The organism is Neisseria sp. HMSC065D04, assembly GCF_001815675.1.
Lineage (GTDB): Bacteria > Pseudomonadota > Gammaproteobacteria > Burkholderiales > Neisseriaceae > Neisseria.
Window position 1 is genome coordinate 4,146 of the sequence record NZ_KV821492.1, and the last position, 14,769, is coordinate 18,914.

General features: G+C 50.9%; 13 protein-coding genes. 6 read left to right on the forward strand and 7 right to left on the reverse strand.

All coding sequences use genetic code 11. From position 1 onward, the window contains the following. Nucleotides 1-348 precede the first annotated feature (348 nt). The 5 genes from iscU to iscR all read right to left on the reverse strand — a co-directional run bounded on the left by iscU (nt 349) and on the right by iscR (nt 3,364). The gene (iscU, locus tag HMPREF3050_RS03100) at nt 349-735 is read right to left on the reverse strand and encodes a Fe-S cluster assembly scaffold IscU (protein ID WP_003674559.1); all 387 of its coding nucleotides are present in this window, start codon (nt 733-735) and stop codon (nt 349-351) included. A 69-nt stretch (nt 736-804) separates the two neighbouring features. Next, nucleotides 805-933 (reverse strand): hypothetical protein, encoded by a 129-nt coding sequence (locus HMPREF3050_RS15105; protein WP_003712319.1) that lies wholly within the window; start codon nt 931-933, stop codon nt 805-807. Nucleotides 934-1,131: 198 nt separating this feature from the next. Then, entirely contained in the window at nt 1,132-1,608 is a 477-nt protein-coding gene (locus HMPREF3050_RS03105) for a hypothetical protein (protein ID WP_246830211.1), read from the reverse strand. A gap of 65 nt (nt 1,609-1,673) precedes the next feature. Further along, nucleotides 1,674-2,888, reverse strand: coding sequence for an IscS subfamily cysteine desulfurase (locus tag HMPREF3050_RS03110; RefSeq protein ID WP_070773409.1), 1,215 nt, complete (start codon nt 2,886-2,888; stop codon nt 1,674-1,676). 29 nt (nt 2,889-2,917) lie between these two features. Next, nucleotides 2,918-3,364 carry a Fe-S cluster assembly transcriptional regulator IscR gene (gene iscR / locus HMPREF3050_RS03115; protein WP_003757728.1) on the reverse strand — a complete coding sequence of 149 codons (447 nt, stop codon included), beginning with the start codon at nt 3,362-3,364 and terminating at the stop codon, nt 2,918-2,920. A gap of 352 nt (nt 3,365-3,716) precedes the next feature. On the opposite strand from iscR, the gene HMPREF3050_RS03120 reads away from it, so the two are divergent. Further along, nucleotides 3,717-4,871 carry an alpha-hydroxy acid oxidase gene (locus tag HMPREF3050_RS03120; protein ID WP_070773410.1) on the forward strand — a complete coding sequence of 385 codons (1,155 nt, stop codon included), beginning with the start codon at nt 3,717-3,719 and terminating at the stop codon, nt 4,869-4,871. A 72-nt stretch (nt 4,872-4,943) separates the two neighbouring features. On the opposite strand, the gene HMPREF3050_RS03125 is transcribed toward HMPREF3050_RS03120, so the two are convergent. Continuing rightward, entirely contained in the window at nt 4,944-5,909 is a 966-nt protein-coding gene (locus HMPREF3050_RS03125; RefSeq protein ID WP_039405537.1) for a tRNA dihydrouridine synthase, read from the reverse strand. Nucleotides 5,910-6,065: 156 nt separating this feature from the next. Here HMPREF3050_RS03125 and HMPREF3050_RS03130 point away from each other — a divergent pair, with 156 nt between their 5' ends. The 3 genes from HMPREF3050_RS03130 to HMPREF3050_RS03140 all read left to right on the forward strand — a co-directional run bounded on the left by HMPREF3050_RS03130 (nt 6,066) and on the right by HMPREF3050_RS03140 (nt 12,480). Beyond that, nucleotides 6,066-7,619 carry a glycosyltransferase family 2 protein gene (locus tag HMPREF3050_RS03130; RefSeq protein ID WP_070773411.1) on the forward strand — a complete coding sequence of 518 codons (1,554 nt, stop codon included), beginning with the start codon at nt 6,066-6,068 and terminating at the stop codon, nt 7,617-7,619. 164 nt (nt 7,620-7,783) lie between these two features. Further along, nucleotides 7,784-8,545, forward strand: a complete 762-nt coding sequence (locus HMPREF3050_RS03135; protein ID WP_070679833.1) for an endonuclease/exonuclease/phosphatase family protein — start codon at nt 7,784-7,786, stop codon at nt 8,543-8,545. Nucleotides 8,546-9,081: 536 nt separating this feature from the next. Beyond that, a complete protein-coding gene (locus HMPREF3050_RS03140) occupies nt 9,082-12,480 on the forward strand; it encodes a TonB-dependent receptor domain-containing protein (RefSeq protein ID WP_246830212.1) in 3,399 nt (1,132 codons plus the stop codon). Nucleotides 12,481-12,575: 95 nt separating this feature from the next. Here HMPREF3050_RS03140 and dnrN read toward each other — a convergent pair whose 3' ends face one another. Next, complete coding sequence (gene dnrN, locus HMPREF3050_RS03145) at nt 12,576-13,049, reverse strand: iron-sulfur cluster repair protein DnrN (RefSeq protein ID WP_070773413.1); 474 nt, start codon at nt 13,047-13,049, stop codon at nt 12,576-12,578. Nucleotides 13,050-13,819: 770 nt separating this feature from the next. Here dnrN and HMPREF3050_RS03155 point away from each other — a divergent pair. Beyond that, nucleotides 13,820-14,443 (forward strand): phage baseplate assembly protein V, encoded by a 624-nt coding sequence (locus tag HMPREF3050_RS03155; RefSeq protein WP_070773415.1) that lies wholly within the window; start codon nt 13,820-13,822, stop codon nt 14,441-14,443. Continuing rightward, the gene (locus tag HMPREF3050_RS03160; RefSeq protein WP_045074507.1) at nt 14,440-14,766 is read left to right on the forward strand and encodes a GPW/gp25 family protein; all 327 of its coding nucleotides are present in this window, start codon (nt 14,440-14,442) and stop codon (nt 14,764-14,766) included. The genes HMPREF3050_RS03155 and HMPREF3050_RS03160 overlap by 4 nt, the downstream gene beginning before the upstream one ends. Nucleotides 14,767-14,769: the final 3 nt, after the last annotated feature.

Genomic DNA, 14,769 nt, shown 5'->3' on the forward strand with positions numbered 1-14,769 from the left:
GCAGGCAGTCCCAAATTTGGCGACAACTTCAAAAGGATTAAGTTTCTGTGTCCTTACCCTCTTCTTCACGAGAAAAGGCATGCCGCCTCTTTTGATTTTGCAGGGATATCGACTAAATATAAGCCTGTGGCTTATCGCCCTCTCCCCAACCCTCTCCCGCGGGGAGAGGGGATAGATTGGCAGGCAGTCCCAAATTTGGCGACAACTTCAAAACGATTAAGTTTCTGTGTCCTCAATTCACCCTGTCTGTTTAAGAGGGGAACAAACCGTCGGGTTTGCTTTTCCTGAAAACTCTAAGACTTTCAGAAATCCTATGAATGCCTGCCGACAAAGCACCCACTAATCGGATTATTTGTTTTCCTGACGTTTGCGATAGTCGGCAACAGCCGCTTTTACCGCATCTTCAGCCAAGATGGAGCAGTGGATTTTTACCGGCGGCAGTTCCAGTTCTTCGGCGATTTCGCTGTTTTTGATTGCCAGCGCGTCATCCAGGCTTTTGCCTTTGACCCACTCGGTAATCAGGCTGGACGAAGCGATGGCGGATCCGCAGCCGTAAGTTTTGAATTTAGCGTCTTCGATGATGCCTTCGTCGTTGACTTTGATTTGCAGGCGCATAACGTCGCCGCAAGCAGGCGCGCCGACCATACCGGTGCCGACAGACTCGTCGTTTTTATCGAAAGTACCGACATTGCGGGGGTTTTCGTAGTGATCGATTACTTTATCGCTGTATGCCATGATGTGGTTTCCTTAATGTTTTTTGATGGTTTAAGTGGTTTGTTTGCCGTTTTTCAGACGACCTGAAATTCAAATTTTGCACGCGCCGCCTTCGCAGCCGTCATCGTTTTCCGAATCGACGCCGCCTTCCACGGTAACGCCGTCAAAATCTTCAAGCAGGTTGTCGAGATTATCGAGGTCAAGTTCTTGTTCGTTCATGGTTTCGTATCCTAGATTTTAATGTGGTGGCTTTTAGGTCGTCTGAAAAGGTCTTTTAGGGTTTTCAGACGACCTTTTTTGTTTTTAATATGCGGGTTAAGTTGCCAAACCTAACGTTTCGGGTGGTTTAACGGATTTGTTGGGCTTCCCCACATTTGCTGCATTTTTACTTTTAAGATGTAAATATAGATTGGGTATTTAGCGCAATCTAGTTGGTTTATGACTAACTACATCATATTCCCAAAGTTCAACATCTTCAGGGATAAGATGAGAATACCGCTGTAGATAATACTGGGCTAAAGTTTTTTTAAGTTTGGAATTAAAATCTTTTTGCACAAACATTATTTTTCGATATTCACTTGGAGCAAGTAAAAAATATAACATTGCCTCATTCCAAACAGTCAGTTTTGCACTTGGTACCTTACCACTATCCGTCCATGTATGTGATTTGCATTCAACTAGTATTTTTTTAGCATCGTAATCACAGCCCAAATCAAAATTATGTTCTTTTTTTACTTCTCCCGCACCAATACTTAATTTGAAGTTTCTCGTTAAATCTAATCCTTCTGCTTGAGCAAAATATTGTTCAGCCCAGACTTCAAATTCTCTACCTACGGATGCATTGGAAGAAGCATTTTTGCGTTGAAACCGTAAATTTTTTTCCATATATTTCATAAGTTATATGGCTTCGAAACGTGAACACCTGTGTTCACGTTTCATTGCTCTATTTACAAGCCAATTTAATGCGCCGCCCATTCAATCGAGTTCAAATCAATCCCGTCTTTGAACATTTCCCACAGCGGCGACAGTTCGCGCAGTTTGCCGATTTTGGATTTGATCAGTTCTGCTGCAAACTGCACTTCTTCTTCGGTGGTCATGCGGCCGAAGGTGATGCGCAGGGATGAGTGCGCCAGTTCGTCGTTGCGGCCGAGCGCGCGCAGGACGTAGCTGGGTTCGAGCGAGGCGGAGGTGCAGGCGGAGCCGCTGGATACGGCGAGTTCTTTCACTGCCATAATCAGGCTTTCGCCTTCGACGAAGTTGAAGCTGACGTTCAGGTTGTTCGGGGCGCGGTGTTCGAGGTCGCCGTTGATATAGACTTCTTCGATGCCTTCGATGCCTTTGAGGAAGATGTCGCGCAGTTTGCGGTAGTGCGCCATGTCTTGCTCGAGTTCTTCTTTGGCGATGCGGAAGGCTTCGCCCATGCCGACGATTTGGTGGGTCGGCAAGGTGCCGCTGCGGAAGCCGCGTTCGTGGCCTCCGCCGTGCATTTGGGCTTCGAGGCGGACGCGGGGTTTGCGGCGGACGTACAGTGCGCCGATGCCTTTGGGGCCGTACACTTTGTGGCCGGACATGGACAACAGGTCGATTTTAGCGGCTTCAACGTCAACAGGCACTTTACCGCAGGCTTGGGCGGCATCGACATGGAAGATAATTTTGCGTTCGCGGCAAATTTCGCCGATGGCGGGAATGTCTTGCACTACGCCGATTTCGTTGTTCACCCACATTACGGAAATCAGGATGGTGTCGTCGCGGATGGCGGCTTTGAGTTCTTCCAAATCAATCAGGCCGTTTTCCTGCACGCCGAGGTAGGTGACTTCAAAACCTTGGCGTTCGAGTTCGCGCATGGTATCGAGCACGGCTTTGTGTTCGGTTTTGACGGTAATGAGGTGTTTGCCTTTGGTTTTGTAGAAGTTTGCCGCGCCTTTGATGGCGAGGTTGTCGGACTCGGTCGCGCCGCTGGTGAAGACGATTTCTTTGGGATCGGCGTTAATCAGGGCGGCGATGTCGGCGCGGGCTTTTTCGACGGCTTCTTCCGCTTCCCAACCGAATGCATGGCTGTTGGAAGCGGGGTTGCCGAAGGTTTCGGTTAAGTAGGGAGTCATTTTTTCGGCAACGCGTTTGTCAACGGGGGTGGTGGCGGCGTAGTCGAGATAAACGGGGGTTTTGACGGTCATGGTTTGCTCTTTCTTTTTCTGTAATGTACTTAATGGATATGTGTAAATTGGATGACTTGGCTGCCGTCATCGCTATTTTTCTGTTCGATGATGCTTTGCAGGGTAACGCTGCTGAGGTAATCGTTGATGGTTTTGTTCAGGTTTTCCCAAAGGTCGTGCGTCAGGCAAGGCGCACCGTGGTGGCAGTTGGCTTTGCTGCTGCATTGGGTGGCGTCCAGCTTGTCTTCGGCGGCGGAAATGATTTGGGCGATATTGATTTGTGCGGGAGGGGCGGCGAGGATGTAGCCGCCGCCGGGGCCGCGCAGGCTTTCGACCAGCCCGGCGCGCCGCAGTTTGCTGAATAGTTGTTCGAGATAGGAAAGCGAAATGCTTTGGCGTTCGCTGATGGCGCTGAGTTTGACAGCGCCGGTTTGCGCGTTCATCGCCAAATCGATCATGGCGGTAACGGCAAAACGCCCTTTTGTGGTCAGTCTCATGGTAGGTGCCTGTGTCGGCTTTTTTATAGTGGTGCGATTGTCTAATATCTGAGTGATTCAGTCAAGTATATTCGGGCGTCTTCCGATTGTTTGTTTAAATGGCTGGGCGAATGGATTTTTATCTGCCTGAAGATTTCTCTTTTTTTATCTGAAACTTGAATCCGAGGTCGTCTGAAAAGTGCTATTACCCTGCTTTAGGCGGGGTTAAAACCATTTGCTTTATAATTGCGATTGATATAGATTATCTAATTCATACTAAATCATTATGGTATTGCAAAAGGTCGTCTGAAACCGCCCTACCCGTTTCAGACGACCCAAGCCATAAGCAACCCCTTAACAGAGGCAATCAACAATGAAACGCGATTTGAGCAAAATGACCTGTATCGAAGACCTGCGCCTTGTCGCCAAGCGCAAGATGCCGCGCATGTTTTACGATTACATCGATTCAGGTTCTTGGACGGAAACTACCTACCGCGAAAACACTTCGGATTTCAAAGACATCCGCTTCCGACAAAAGGTATTGGTCAATATGGAAGGCAGAAGCTTGGAAACCAAAATGATCGGTCAGGATGTGAAAATGCCGGTGGCGATTGCGCCGACGGGCTTTACCGGTATGGCGCACGCCGACGGCGAAATCTTGGCGGCGCGGGCGGCGGAGAAGTTCGGCATTCCTTTTACGCTGTCCACCATGTCCATCTGCTCGATTGAAGATGTTGCCGAGAACACCAGCGCGCCGTTTTGGTTTCAGCTTTATGTGATGCGCGACCGCGAGTTTATGGAAAACCTGATTAAGCGTGCGAAGGATGCCAAATGTTCGGCGTTGGTGTTAACCGCCGATTTGCAGGTTTTGGGCCAACGCCACAAAGACATCAAAAACGGTCTGTCCGCACCGCCGAAACCGACCATCGCCAATTTAATCAATCTGGCGACCAAGCCCGAATGGTGCATGAAAATGCTGAACACGGAACGCCGCACGTTCCGCAATATTGTCGGACACGCTAAAAATGTCGGCGATTTGTCTTCGCTGTCTTCATGGACTTCCGAACAATTCGACCCGCGCCTGAGCTGGGACGACGTCGCCCGCATTAAAGACTTATGGGGCGGCAAGCTGATTATCAAAGGCATTATGGAACCTGAAGATGCGGAAAAAGCAGCGAAAAGCGGCGCGGACGCATTGGTCGTTTCCAACCACGGCGGCCGCCAGCTTGACGACACCATATCCGCCATCAAAGCCTTGCCCGACATCGTCAGCGCAGTCGGCAGCGACATCGAAGTCTGGATGGACAGTGGTATCCGCAGCGGTCAGGACATCCTCAAAGCATGGGCTTTGGGCGCGAAAGGCACGATGATAGGCCGCGCGTTCCTCTACGGCTTGGGCGCATACGGCGAAGAAGGCGTTACCCGCGCGCTGGAAATCCTGTATAAGGAAATGGACATATCCATGGCGTTTACCGGCTATCGCAATATTCAGGACGTCGATGCAAGCATCCTACAAAGCACGCGCTGACCTGATGACAAATTCTGATGTTTCATACAAAAAGGTCGTCTGAAAATCTGGTTTCAGACGACCTCATCATTATCAGGCATTCATCTTGTCTTCAAACGCAGCCAAAATCCGCGCGACTTCCTCCGCGTCTTTGACCGCCCTTACCGCGTCAAACAATTCCTGCGCTTCTCCAAATTCTTTCTTCATCATGCCCAGCCATTGTTTCAGGCGGGCGACGGGGTATTTGTTGTTCGCTTCTTTGGCGAGACACAAATGGAAAAATTGGTTTATCCACACCGAAACTTCGGCGAAATCGGTATCGCGGACGGCTTCGCCGTTTTCGTATTGTTTGATTTGGCGCGCCAAATCGGGGCGGATGACGGCGCCGCGGCCGAGCATGACGCTGTTGCAGCCCGTCATCTCTTTAATGCCGATATAGTCTTTGAGGCTGAACACGTCGCCGTTGGCGGTTACGGGGATGGCGACGTGTTCGCGGATTTTGCGTATCCATTCCCAATGCGCGGGCGGTTCGTAGCCTTCGACTTTGGTGCGGGCGTGTACGGTCAGGGCGCAGGCTCCGCCTTCGGCGATGGCGGCGGCGCATTCGAGCGCGAGGCTTTTGTCTTCGTAGCCGAGCCGCATTTTGCCTGTGAGCGGGATGTGTTCGGGCAGGCGTTGGCGCAGGGTTTTGACGATATGGTGGATGAGGTCCGGCTCTTTGAGCAGGACCGCGCCGCCTTTGTGTTTGTTGACCGTCGGCGCGGGACAACCGAAATTGAGGTCGATTTTGTCCGCGCCGAAACGGACGGCTTCCAAGGCGTTGACCGCCATATTGTCGGCATCGCTGCCCAAAAGCTGGACGGCACAGGGCGTGCCGGCGGGGGTCTTGTTGCCGTTGGCGATTTCGGGGGCGTATTTGAGCCAGGTGGAACGGGAATGGACGGTGTGGGTAATGCGGACGAACTCGCTGACGCATTCGTCGTAGCCGCCGATACGGGTCAGCAAATCGCGCATCACATCGTCCACCAGCCCCTGCATAGGAGCAAGGATAAGCTGCATATCGGAGAAGGTCGTCTGAAAAAAGGAAATGCGTATTGTAGCGGTATATCGGTTAAAATACACGCTTGCCACGAAGAACTGACCGCCGCCATTGCCGAACTGCCTTGATTTCCCGATTTTGATTTTTCAGACGACCCCTTTTCAGACGACCTCATCATGAACCCGAAAATTCCCGCCACAGCAGCCATGTTGGTCAAAAACTCGGAACGCTATCTGCACGAAGTCTTGACCGCGCTTCAAGACTTCGACGAAGTTTTGCTGCTCGACAACGGCTCGACCGACCGCACCTTTGAAATCGCCGAACGCTTCACCAACGTCAGTTATTACAAATACGACTTCATCGGCTTCGGCCCGATGAAAAACCTTGCCGCCCGCCTCGCGCAAAACAATTGGATCTTCAGCATAGACAGCGACGAAGTGGCAGACGGAGAACTGATTGCCGCCATCCGCAAAGCCGTGGCGGAAAACAAAGAACAAAACATCTTCTCGCTCTCGCGCCTGAACCACTACAACGGCCGCCTGATCAAAGCCTGCGGCTGGTATCCCGACATTATCCCGCGCCTTTACCACCGCCGTTTTACCCGTTTTTCCGACCGTCAGGTGCATGAATCGCTGATTTTGCCGCCCGATGCAAACGTCCGTCCGCTCGAAGGTCGTCTGAAACACTATTCCTTCGAAAATGCCGAAGGGCTGATTCAAAAAATGCAGCAATACAGCTCGCTCTACGCCGAAGAAAACCGCTACAAAAAAGACAGCTCGCCCTTCAAAGCCCTGTTGCACGGCAGCGTATCGTTTGTCAAAAACTACCTGCTCAAACGCGGCTTCGCCTACGGCGCGGACGGCTTGACCATTTCCATCGCCAATGCCCAAGGTTCGTACTACAAATATGTCAAACTTTACGAGCGCAACCGCAATATCAGCGTCACCCTGATTGTAACCACCTACAACCGTCCCGACGCGCTGGAGCTGGTTTTGAAATCCGCACTCGCGCAAACCCGCCTGCCCGACGAAATCATCGTCGCCGACGACGGTTCACGCCAAGACACTGCCGAAGTTGTCGAGTTCATCCGCAGCCACACCGACATCCCCGTCAAACATTCTTGGCGGCCGGACGACGGCTTCCGCGCCGCCGAATCGCGCAACCGCGCGCTGGCGCAGGCAAAAAGCGACTACATCATCCTTATCGACGGCGACATGATACTCGACCCGTCCTTCATCGCCGACCACCTCAAGCTCGCACGCAAAGGCAGGCTGATACAGGGTTCGCGCGTTATCCTGACCCAAAGCCGCACCCAGGAAATTTTAGATTCCGGCGAATTGCCCGATTTGTCCGCGTTCAGCCAAGGCATAGAAAAACGCCTCTCCGCCCTGCGCTGCCGCAGCCTGTCCACCCTGATCGGCAGACAAAGCAGCCGCAAACACAAGGGCATCAAAACCTGCAATATGGGCTTTTTCCGCAGCGATGCGCTGGCCGTCAACGGCTTCGACAACCGCTTTGTCGGCTGGGGACGCGAAGACAGCGAGTTCGTCGCCCGCCTCTTCCATAACGGCATGAAACGCCACAACCTCAAATTCGCCGGCATCGCCTACCACCTCTGGCACCACGAAGCCGAACGCGACGCCCTGCCGCAAAACGACGCCCTGCTCAAAGCCACGCTGTCTGAACAAAAAATCCGCTGTGAAGACGGCATGGACGAGTTCATAAAATAAATCGTTTTCTGCGCGTTTCCCCCTCAAACGTCGTCTGAAACCTTTCAGACGACGTTTTACCTTCAAGCAGCCGTTCAACCATCAAATCTTTACTGAAACCAAACACTTGCAGTGTTATACTATTAATACAACGACAAACTACTCACACACTACGGTTACACATCATGTCCCCCCGCCCGATTACCATCACCTCATACAATATGCACAAAGGCATGTCCGCGCTCAACCGCAAAGTCCAAGTGGACAGCATGGCGGAAGAGCTGCGCGGCATAGGCTCGGATGTCCTGTTTTTACAGGAAGTGCAAGGTCAACACCTGACCCGCAGCAGCAGGCTGCCCGATTTTCCCGAAAAACCGCATTACGACATCCTCGGCGACCGCCTCTCCTACAACCGCAGCTACGGCAAAAACGCCGTTTACCCGCAACGCCACCACGGCAACGCCATCCTCAGCCGCCTGCCGCTGGAAACCCGCCACAACCTCAACATCAGCGTCAACAAACTCGAACAGCGCGGCGTACTCCATTGCGAAGTCCTGCCTGAAGGCTGGGAAACCCCGCTCGTCTGCCTGTGCGCCCACCTCAACCTGCGTGAACCCGACCGCGCCAAACAATACCGCGCCATCTTCGAATACGTCGTGCATCACATCGACCCGCAAAGCCCGCTGATTCTCGCCGGCGACTTCAACGACTGGCGGCAAAAATCCGCCCTGTCCTTAGGCAACGCCTTGAACTTGAACGAAGTATTCGTGGACAGCAACGGCAAACGCCCCAAAACCTTCCCCGCCCGCCTGCCCGTCCTCAGCCTCGACCGCGTCTATACCCGCAACTTGGAAATCCTAGACTCCCAAATCCACAACGGCAAAAACTGGCAACGCCTCTCCGACCACTTGCCCTTGAGCGTCAAAGTCAGACCCAAACTGCCTTGACCGCCCCATACCAAAGGTCGTCTGAAAACCTGAAATCGGGATTTTCAGACGACCTTTCTATGTCGGCAAATCAACTTCAAGCCATCATTCAATCAACTTCAAACTCAGCAAACTTTTTACGAAATCCAATACAACCCTTGCCCGTCCAAACTCAAAAATATGATTTTCCGAGGTACCCAAATGCCAAAGTTGTATTGTTTGGCATCTGTTTACACATTATCGGGTTTTAGTTAAAATTGTTATATAAATAGTAATCATAATCAATTTATGTTATTTTGCAGCTCTAAAGAAACAAAGCATTTTTTCCGCCGTTCCTTTCCACACAATCGGTAACCTACGGATATTTTCCTTTGTTTTATCAAAATGCCCTTCCCTTTCGTGAAGCAAGCGCATCCATATTAACGGTCCGAACAAACCGTTTAATCAATTGGCTGCAACCCCATTACATTCGGTTCGCGTTTTATTTTCCGATGCCATCTGGAAGCATTTCAGATTTCGCCTATTTTCAAGCTGTTGCGAACAAAGGAAAATCCATCATGAAACCTGTCAAATCCGTCGAATTCCCCTCTACGCCCAAAATATTGGTTTTATTCTTGAGTATGCTGTGGCATACGCCGTTATGGGCGGAAAATACTACCCCCACCCAAAGCGTGCAGATGGATACCATTACCGTCAAAGCCCATCGCAACCGGGATAAAAGCGGCTACACCCAAGTCTACAGCCGTGACATCAGCAATATGTACAAAGGCAAGCAGGAAATCGAAACCTACCGCGGCAGCAGCGTAGCCGATTTAATCGGCGGCATGGCGGGAGTTTACAGCGGCGACGCGCGCAACAGCGGCGCGCTCGACCCCAACATACGCGGCATTCAAGGCGAAGGCAAAGTGCCGGTAACGTTAGACGGTACGGAACAAGCCATCAGCGTATGGCGCGGTTTTGAAGGCGTATCCAACCGCAACTACATCGACCCGAATCTCGTCAGCAGCGTGTATGTGGAAAAAGGCGCATCGACAAACCGTGACATCCGCACCGGTATAGGCGGCTCGGTCAGCATGAAAACGCTGGAAATTGATGACGTTGTGCCGAAAGACCAAAAATTCGGCATGGAAGTCAAAATGGAAACCGGCAACAACAGCATCAAACAGCGCGAATACGCCCATGCTGCATCATGGAACAAAGACTACCGCCGCTACCCGAGTCCCTACTCCTTCGACCGTATGGACTGGGCGATTATGCTGGACGACAGTGACCGCCAGAAACAGCGTTTCGGCGGGCGTGGCAAATTGTTTAAAGACAACGCGTTCCGCATTTCTGCCGGTATGCGCGGCGAAGTGTTTGATGGCTTGATTGCCTACGCATGGCGGGACAAAGGCAATTATTTTACCGGCAGCAAGGGGGCGGAACGCTACGGCTACCTCCCCAATGCCAGCTCTATGACCGAGGAAGAATTTACTAAAAAAGTTACGGATATCCAGGAATATACCGCCAACATCGGTTCGTATTACCATCCGTCCGGCGAAGTGGCCAACACCTCCCTAAATATGCGTTCGTGGCTGGCAAAAGGCACGCTCAAATTGCCCGACAATCAAAAAATACAGCTCGGCATACGCCGCACCCACGCCCGTTTCGGCGAAATCATGCCGTACAGCATCCTGTTCGGCAACATCGGCGGCAGCATGCTCAAACCGGACGGTTCCGCCCAAACCGACATGAGCAAGCTCACCAAAGGCACGCTGATGGCAGAATGGCCGCAGGCATGGGTGAAACAGACCGCCGTCAACCTCGACTACACATGGAAACCCGAAAACAACCGCTGGATAGATTTGAAGGCGGGGATTTGGGGGACGTTTAACAATTCGCAAACCAATTCCACCGGCGGCTATCCCGCATCCACCCTGTTTCTCGACAAAATATTCAACGAAAAATACGCCGAAGACTGGTATTACAAAGGTAAAGAACCCGAATGGGACAAACTGCCGCCCAATACCAACAACCGTTTCAACGTTTTTAATGCCGCCGCCTACCGCGCCAAAAACAACCGCCTGGGCATCAACCTGTCCAATAAAATGAAATTATCCGATAAATTGGAACTGACCCTGATGGGCGACTACCAGCGCGAAAAACTCAAAGGCAGCAGCGATACCAGTTGGATACTTGCATTGCCCGAAGAAGAATCCCAAAAATTGTTCTGGGAAGACCCTGAGACCACCTTAAATTCCAACTTCGCCCTGACCATGCCGCGTAAAGGCAAACGCGACGAATGGAACCTTGGCTTCAACTTCAAATATCAGCCCACTTCCTGGCTGACTCTGAACGCAGGCGGCCGCTACACCGACTACCACCAAACCGACAACTTCCTCCGAGAATACATCGACAAAAATCGCACATGGTTGGAGAGAGAAAACAAATTCGACGTACTGTCGGACAACAGCAGGGATTTCGTCTATCTGCAGAGCCGGCTTGCCACGCCTGAAGAATACCGAGCCTACCGAGAATTGTCCGACCAATATCACGCCGCGCAAAAAGCTTACGACCAAGACCCTGCGACCATACGGGCGAAAGCCGAATATGATGCCTACGACAAGCGTTTTTGGAATTGGATAAACAGCCTGCCCGTTCCCGAATATCTCTGGGCATTAGATAACCGACCCGAAGAAACACAACGCTGGCAAGATAATCACCCCCAACTTCCGGAAGAACCCGAAAAACTGACAGAGCTGCGCAACCGTTTTATGGAAGCGGAAGATCTAAGCAGCGGCTGGAAATCAATACCCAACTGCACCGAAAACGAAGCAAATGGAAACTGTATCTACTGGCGGCGTTCGCATCCCGAAGAAAACCCCGTCCGGACAGGCGCACTCAATTTCTTAAATGAAACCGGCATCAACCCTGCCACAGGCAAAGTTGAAAAACGTTATGCTGCCGCCGTAACAACCGATGTCAACAATCCCGCTATCGAATACCGGCATCTGACCGAAGAAGAACTGCGCAAAATGTGGAACAAACGCGGCCATGCCTTCGCTCCCATGTTCTCCGCCACCGTCCAGCTCGGCGACAACACCCGCCTGTTCGCCCGTTATACCGAATTCAAACGCTTCCCCAGCATGTATGAAGGCACATTCGGCTTCGGCAACCACAGCATCGCCAAAGGTTTCAGCGTCCCGTTTGGCAGACTCCTGAACCCGCTCAAACCCGAACATGCCAAAAACTGGGAAATCTCCCTCAGCCACGACTTCACCCGCCTGCTGCCCAAAATGCGTTACGCGGACGTGCGGCTGACCTACTTCCACAACAAAACCCACAACGTCATCGACCGCAACTATGCCACCTGGCAAATCAGCAATTACGACAAACAAGTCATCAGCGGACTGGAACTCCAAACCCGCTTCGACAACGGCAGAGTATTCGGCGACCTTTCCGTCGTGCGCAACATGAAAAACGAAGTCTGCGACCGCCGCGCCATCGAGCAGCAATATGATGTAGACCAATACGTCTCGCACGGCCGCACCTTCCCCGTACCTTACTGTCAAAACGGCGGTTTCGCCAGCGGTTGGCTGATCAACCGCATCCAGCCGCGCTGGTCGGTCGTTGCCAACCTCGGCGGCAGGTTCCTAAACGAAAAACTCGAAATCGGTTCGCGCCTGACCTTCCACAGCCGCGTTGAAGACAAACAACAGCCGTCCGCCCGCTGGCGCGAATACTACCTGCAACGTGACGGCGCAAACAGCAAAGCTTTCAACAGCGACAACGGCAACGCCAACTGGCAGCCCGTTACTGTCGTGGATGCCTATGTGCGTTACAAATTCAACAAACATTTCAGCGCAGAGCTAACGGGCAGCAACCTGACCGACCGCTATTACCTCGACCCCATGAGCCGCTCCTATATGCCCGCCCCGGGCCGTACCCTACGCATCGGTTTGACAGGGAAATGGTAATTTCTTCTAACAGAAAACAGCCTCTTTGCATACTGGCAAAACATTAAGGTCGTCTGAAAAACAATTTTCAGACGACCTTTGGACCAGCTTTATTTTTAAGAAGCCAATACGCGCGGGAACAGGATTTCATTTTCCAAATGGATATGGTTGGTCAAATCGTCCACCATTTCGCGTGCCAATGTATACAGGCGCGTCCAACTTCCGCAAGCGTTTTCGGGAACGGTCAGATTATTAGTCAACTCAAGCAGCTTGGCTACGGCTTGGTCGTGTTCCTCATGCTCGTGCATCATTACATTAATCGGCATTGCCGCTCCGCGGCCGACGCCTTGTTTGATCATTGGAAACAGCATTCGCTCTTCCTTCATCATATGCATCAACAGTTCGTTTTGCATATAGGCAAGCAACTCCGGCACTTCAACCGGAAAACTGTCGGCATGAACTTCCGCGACTTTTTGAGCCAACGGAACCAGCTCTTCAAATTGCCCGCGGTGCACATCATGGTAGCGTTGCAGGATATGGTCGATGGTTGCACCAAACGGCGCGGTTTCCCATACGGTAAAATCAGTCATGGCAGTATCCTTGGATTTGTGTCAGGTCGGCGTATTCAGACGACCTTTTTAAAGATGGATTTTTTATGAATGTATATAACGGAGTGAAGGATACACCTGCAAAACTGATTTGTATAGATGGAAACAAAACGTATAACAAATTGAGAATAAAAGTAATTTCTTTTTAAAAGAGAGACTGAAGCAGCTTGCCGCCTGAATTGAAGGCAAGAAAAAAGCCCGTCTTGATTAAGACGGGCTTTTTAAAATCTGGCAGAGAGGAAGGGATTAAGATTAAATAAAAACATCATGATTTAAAAACAAAATATTTTTCAAAATAGAAAAGTAACATATTAGATAACAAATAAAACATCTAAAACGAAAAGAGGTCGCCTGATAACAATTCAGACGACCTTTTACATTTTGCCGTATCGAAACTTAAAAAACACACACAGAACAGCCGTCGCTTGCCCGTATTTTTGGGACTTGTAAAATAAGCCTGTCATCTGAAGTGATACTCCTTGGAAAGTTGTAAGCATGACAGCCGGAAAGACGGCACTACCAAAAAGCCGCCGTTGCGCCCATCAACGGCGGCTTTTCCAAATTTGATAAGGCATCATGTTTAAAGAACCTTGCACCATACTGAAAATCAAAAGCCGACCATTATTTTTCTGCGGATTGTGGTTCGTTGATCTCGAATTGCAAAACGAAAATGGCTGGAGGTTTGCAAGAAGAGCCATGTTTGCCAGTAAGGCGGCAGCAGAAAATATAAAAATCGGAGACAGCATAATCCCATGACAGCCCGTCAATTAGAAAACCTTATAAAAATTGGCACCGTGCAAGAGGTTGACCCAGTGTCAAACCGTATCCGAGTACAACATGGCGGATTATTGACGGACTGGCTCAAATATCAGACCCCTGCTGCCGGTGGCGTATCAATTTGGCGTTTGCCAAGCATCGGCGAAGCCTGCCTCATCTTATCGCCAAGCGGTGAAACAGAAAACGGTACCGTCTTATGTGGTATCGACAGCACCCAATACCCAGCACCATCACAAAACCCAAATGAAACCGTCGTCAGGTTCCCAGATGGTGCGGAATTCAACTACGACCACGTTCGCCGCCATTTAAAAATCAGCGGAATACAAACCGCAGACATAACTGCCGAAAAATCTGCAACGGTACACACAAAACATCTGACTATTGATAGCCCAGTAACCGATATTGAAGGCGCGCTAAATGTGAAAGGGCTGCTCACATACCAAGGCGGTATGTCAGGCAACGGGGGCGAAGGTGGAACGGCAGCCGTTATTAACGGAACAATTCGTCAACAATCGGGCAGCATCATCAGCAACGGAATAAACCTGACCACCCATACCCATAAGGGAGACAGTGGCGGAACGACAGGACAGCCGCAATGACCGACGACAAAACAGGACGCTTGATCGGATTAAAAACACACATTGCCCAATCAATCAAAAACATTCTCTTCACCCGCATCGGAACCCGTGTAATGCGAGAAGATTACGGCAGCCTGCTCCCTGAATTGATAGATATGCCGATGACCCCTGCCGTTATTGCCGTAAGCCATCAAGCAATAGTAACTGCCATCGCAACATGGGAGCCACGAATCAAAATCAGCCAAATCCAATTTGACGTACAGGCCGCCGCTGAAGGTCGTCTGAAAGTAGCCATACATACCGCCCTTGAAGATGGGACAGAGCAAATATTCAAAATAGAGTAAAGA

Coding starts and splice junctions, on each gene's coding strand:
- iscU (WP_003674559.1), bottom strand. CDS start 735: ATGGCATACAGCGATAAAGTAATCGATCACTACGAAAACCCCCGCAAT.
- HMPREF3050_RS15105 (WP_003712319.1), bottom strand. CDS start 933: ATGAACGAACAAGAACTTGACCTCGATAATCTCGACAACCTGCTTGAA.
- HMPREF3050_RS03105 (WP_246830211.1), bottom strand. CDS start 1,608: ATGAAATATATGGAAAAAAATTTACGGTTTCAACGCAAAAATGCTTCT.
- HMPREF3050_RS03110 (WP_070773409.1), bottom strand. CDS start 2,888: ATGACCGTCAAAACCCCCGTTTATCTCGACTACGCCGCCACCACCCCC.
- iscR (WP_003757728.1), bottom strand. CDS start 3,364: ATGAGACTGACCACAAAAGGGCGTTTTGCCGTTACCGCCATGATCGAT.
- HMPREF3050_RS03120 (WP_070773410.1), top strand. CDS start 3,717: ATGAAACGCGATTTGAGCAAAATGACCTGTATCGAAGACCTGCGCCTT.
- HMPREF3050_RS03125 (WP_039405537.1), bottom strand. CDS start 5,909: ATGCAGCTTATCCTTGCTCCTATGCAGGGGCTGGTGGACGATGTGATG.
- HMPREF3050_RS03130 (WP_070773411.1), top strand. CDS start 6,066: ATGAACCCGAAAATTCCCGCCACAGCAGCCATGTTGGTCAAAAACTCG.
- HMPREF3050_RS03135 (WP_070679833.1), top strand. CDS start 7,784: ATGTCCCCCCGCCCGATTACCATCACCTCATACAATATGCACAAAGGC.
- HMPREF3050_RS03140 (WP_246830212.1), top strand. CDS start 9,082: ATGAAACCTGTCAAATCCGTCGAATTCCCCTCTACGCCCAAAATATTG.
- dnrN (WP_070773413.1), bottom strand. CDS start 13,049: ATGACTGATTTTACCGTATGGGAAACCGCGCCGTTTGGTGCAACCATC.
- HMPREF3050_RS03155 (WP_070773415.1), top strand. CDS start 13,820: ATGACAGCCCGTCAATTAGAAAACCTTATAAAAATTGGCACCGTGCAA.
- HMPREF3050_RS03160 (WP_045074507.1), top strand. CDS start 14,440: ATGACCGACGACAAAACAGGACGCTTGATCGGATTAAAAACACACATT.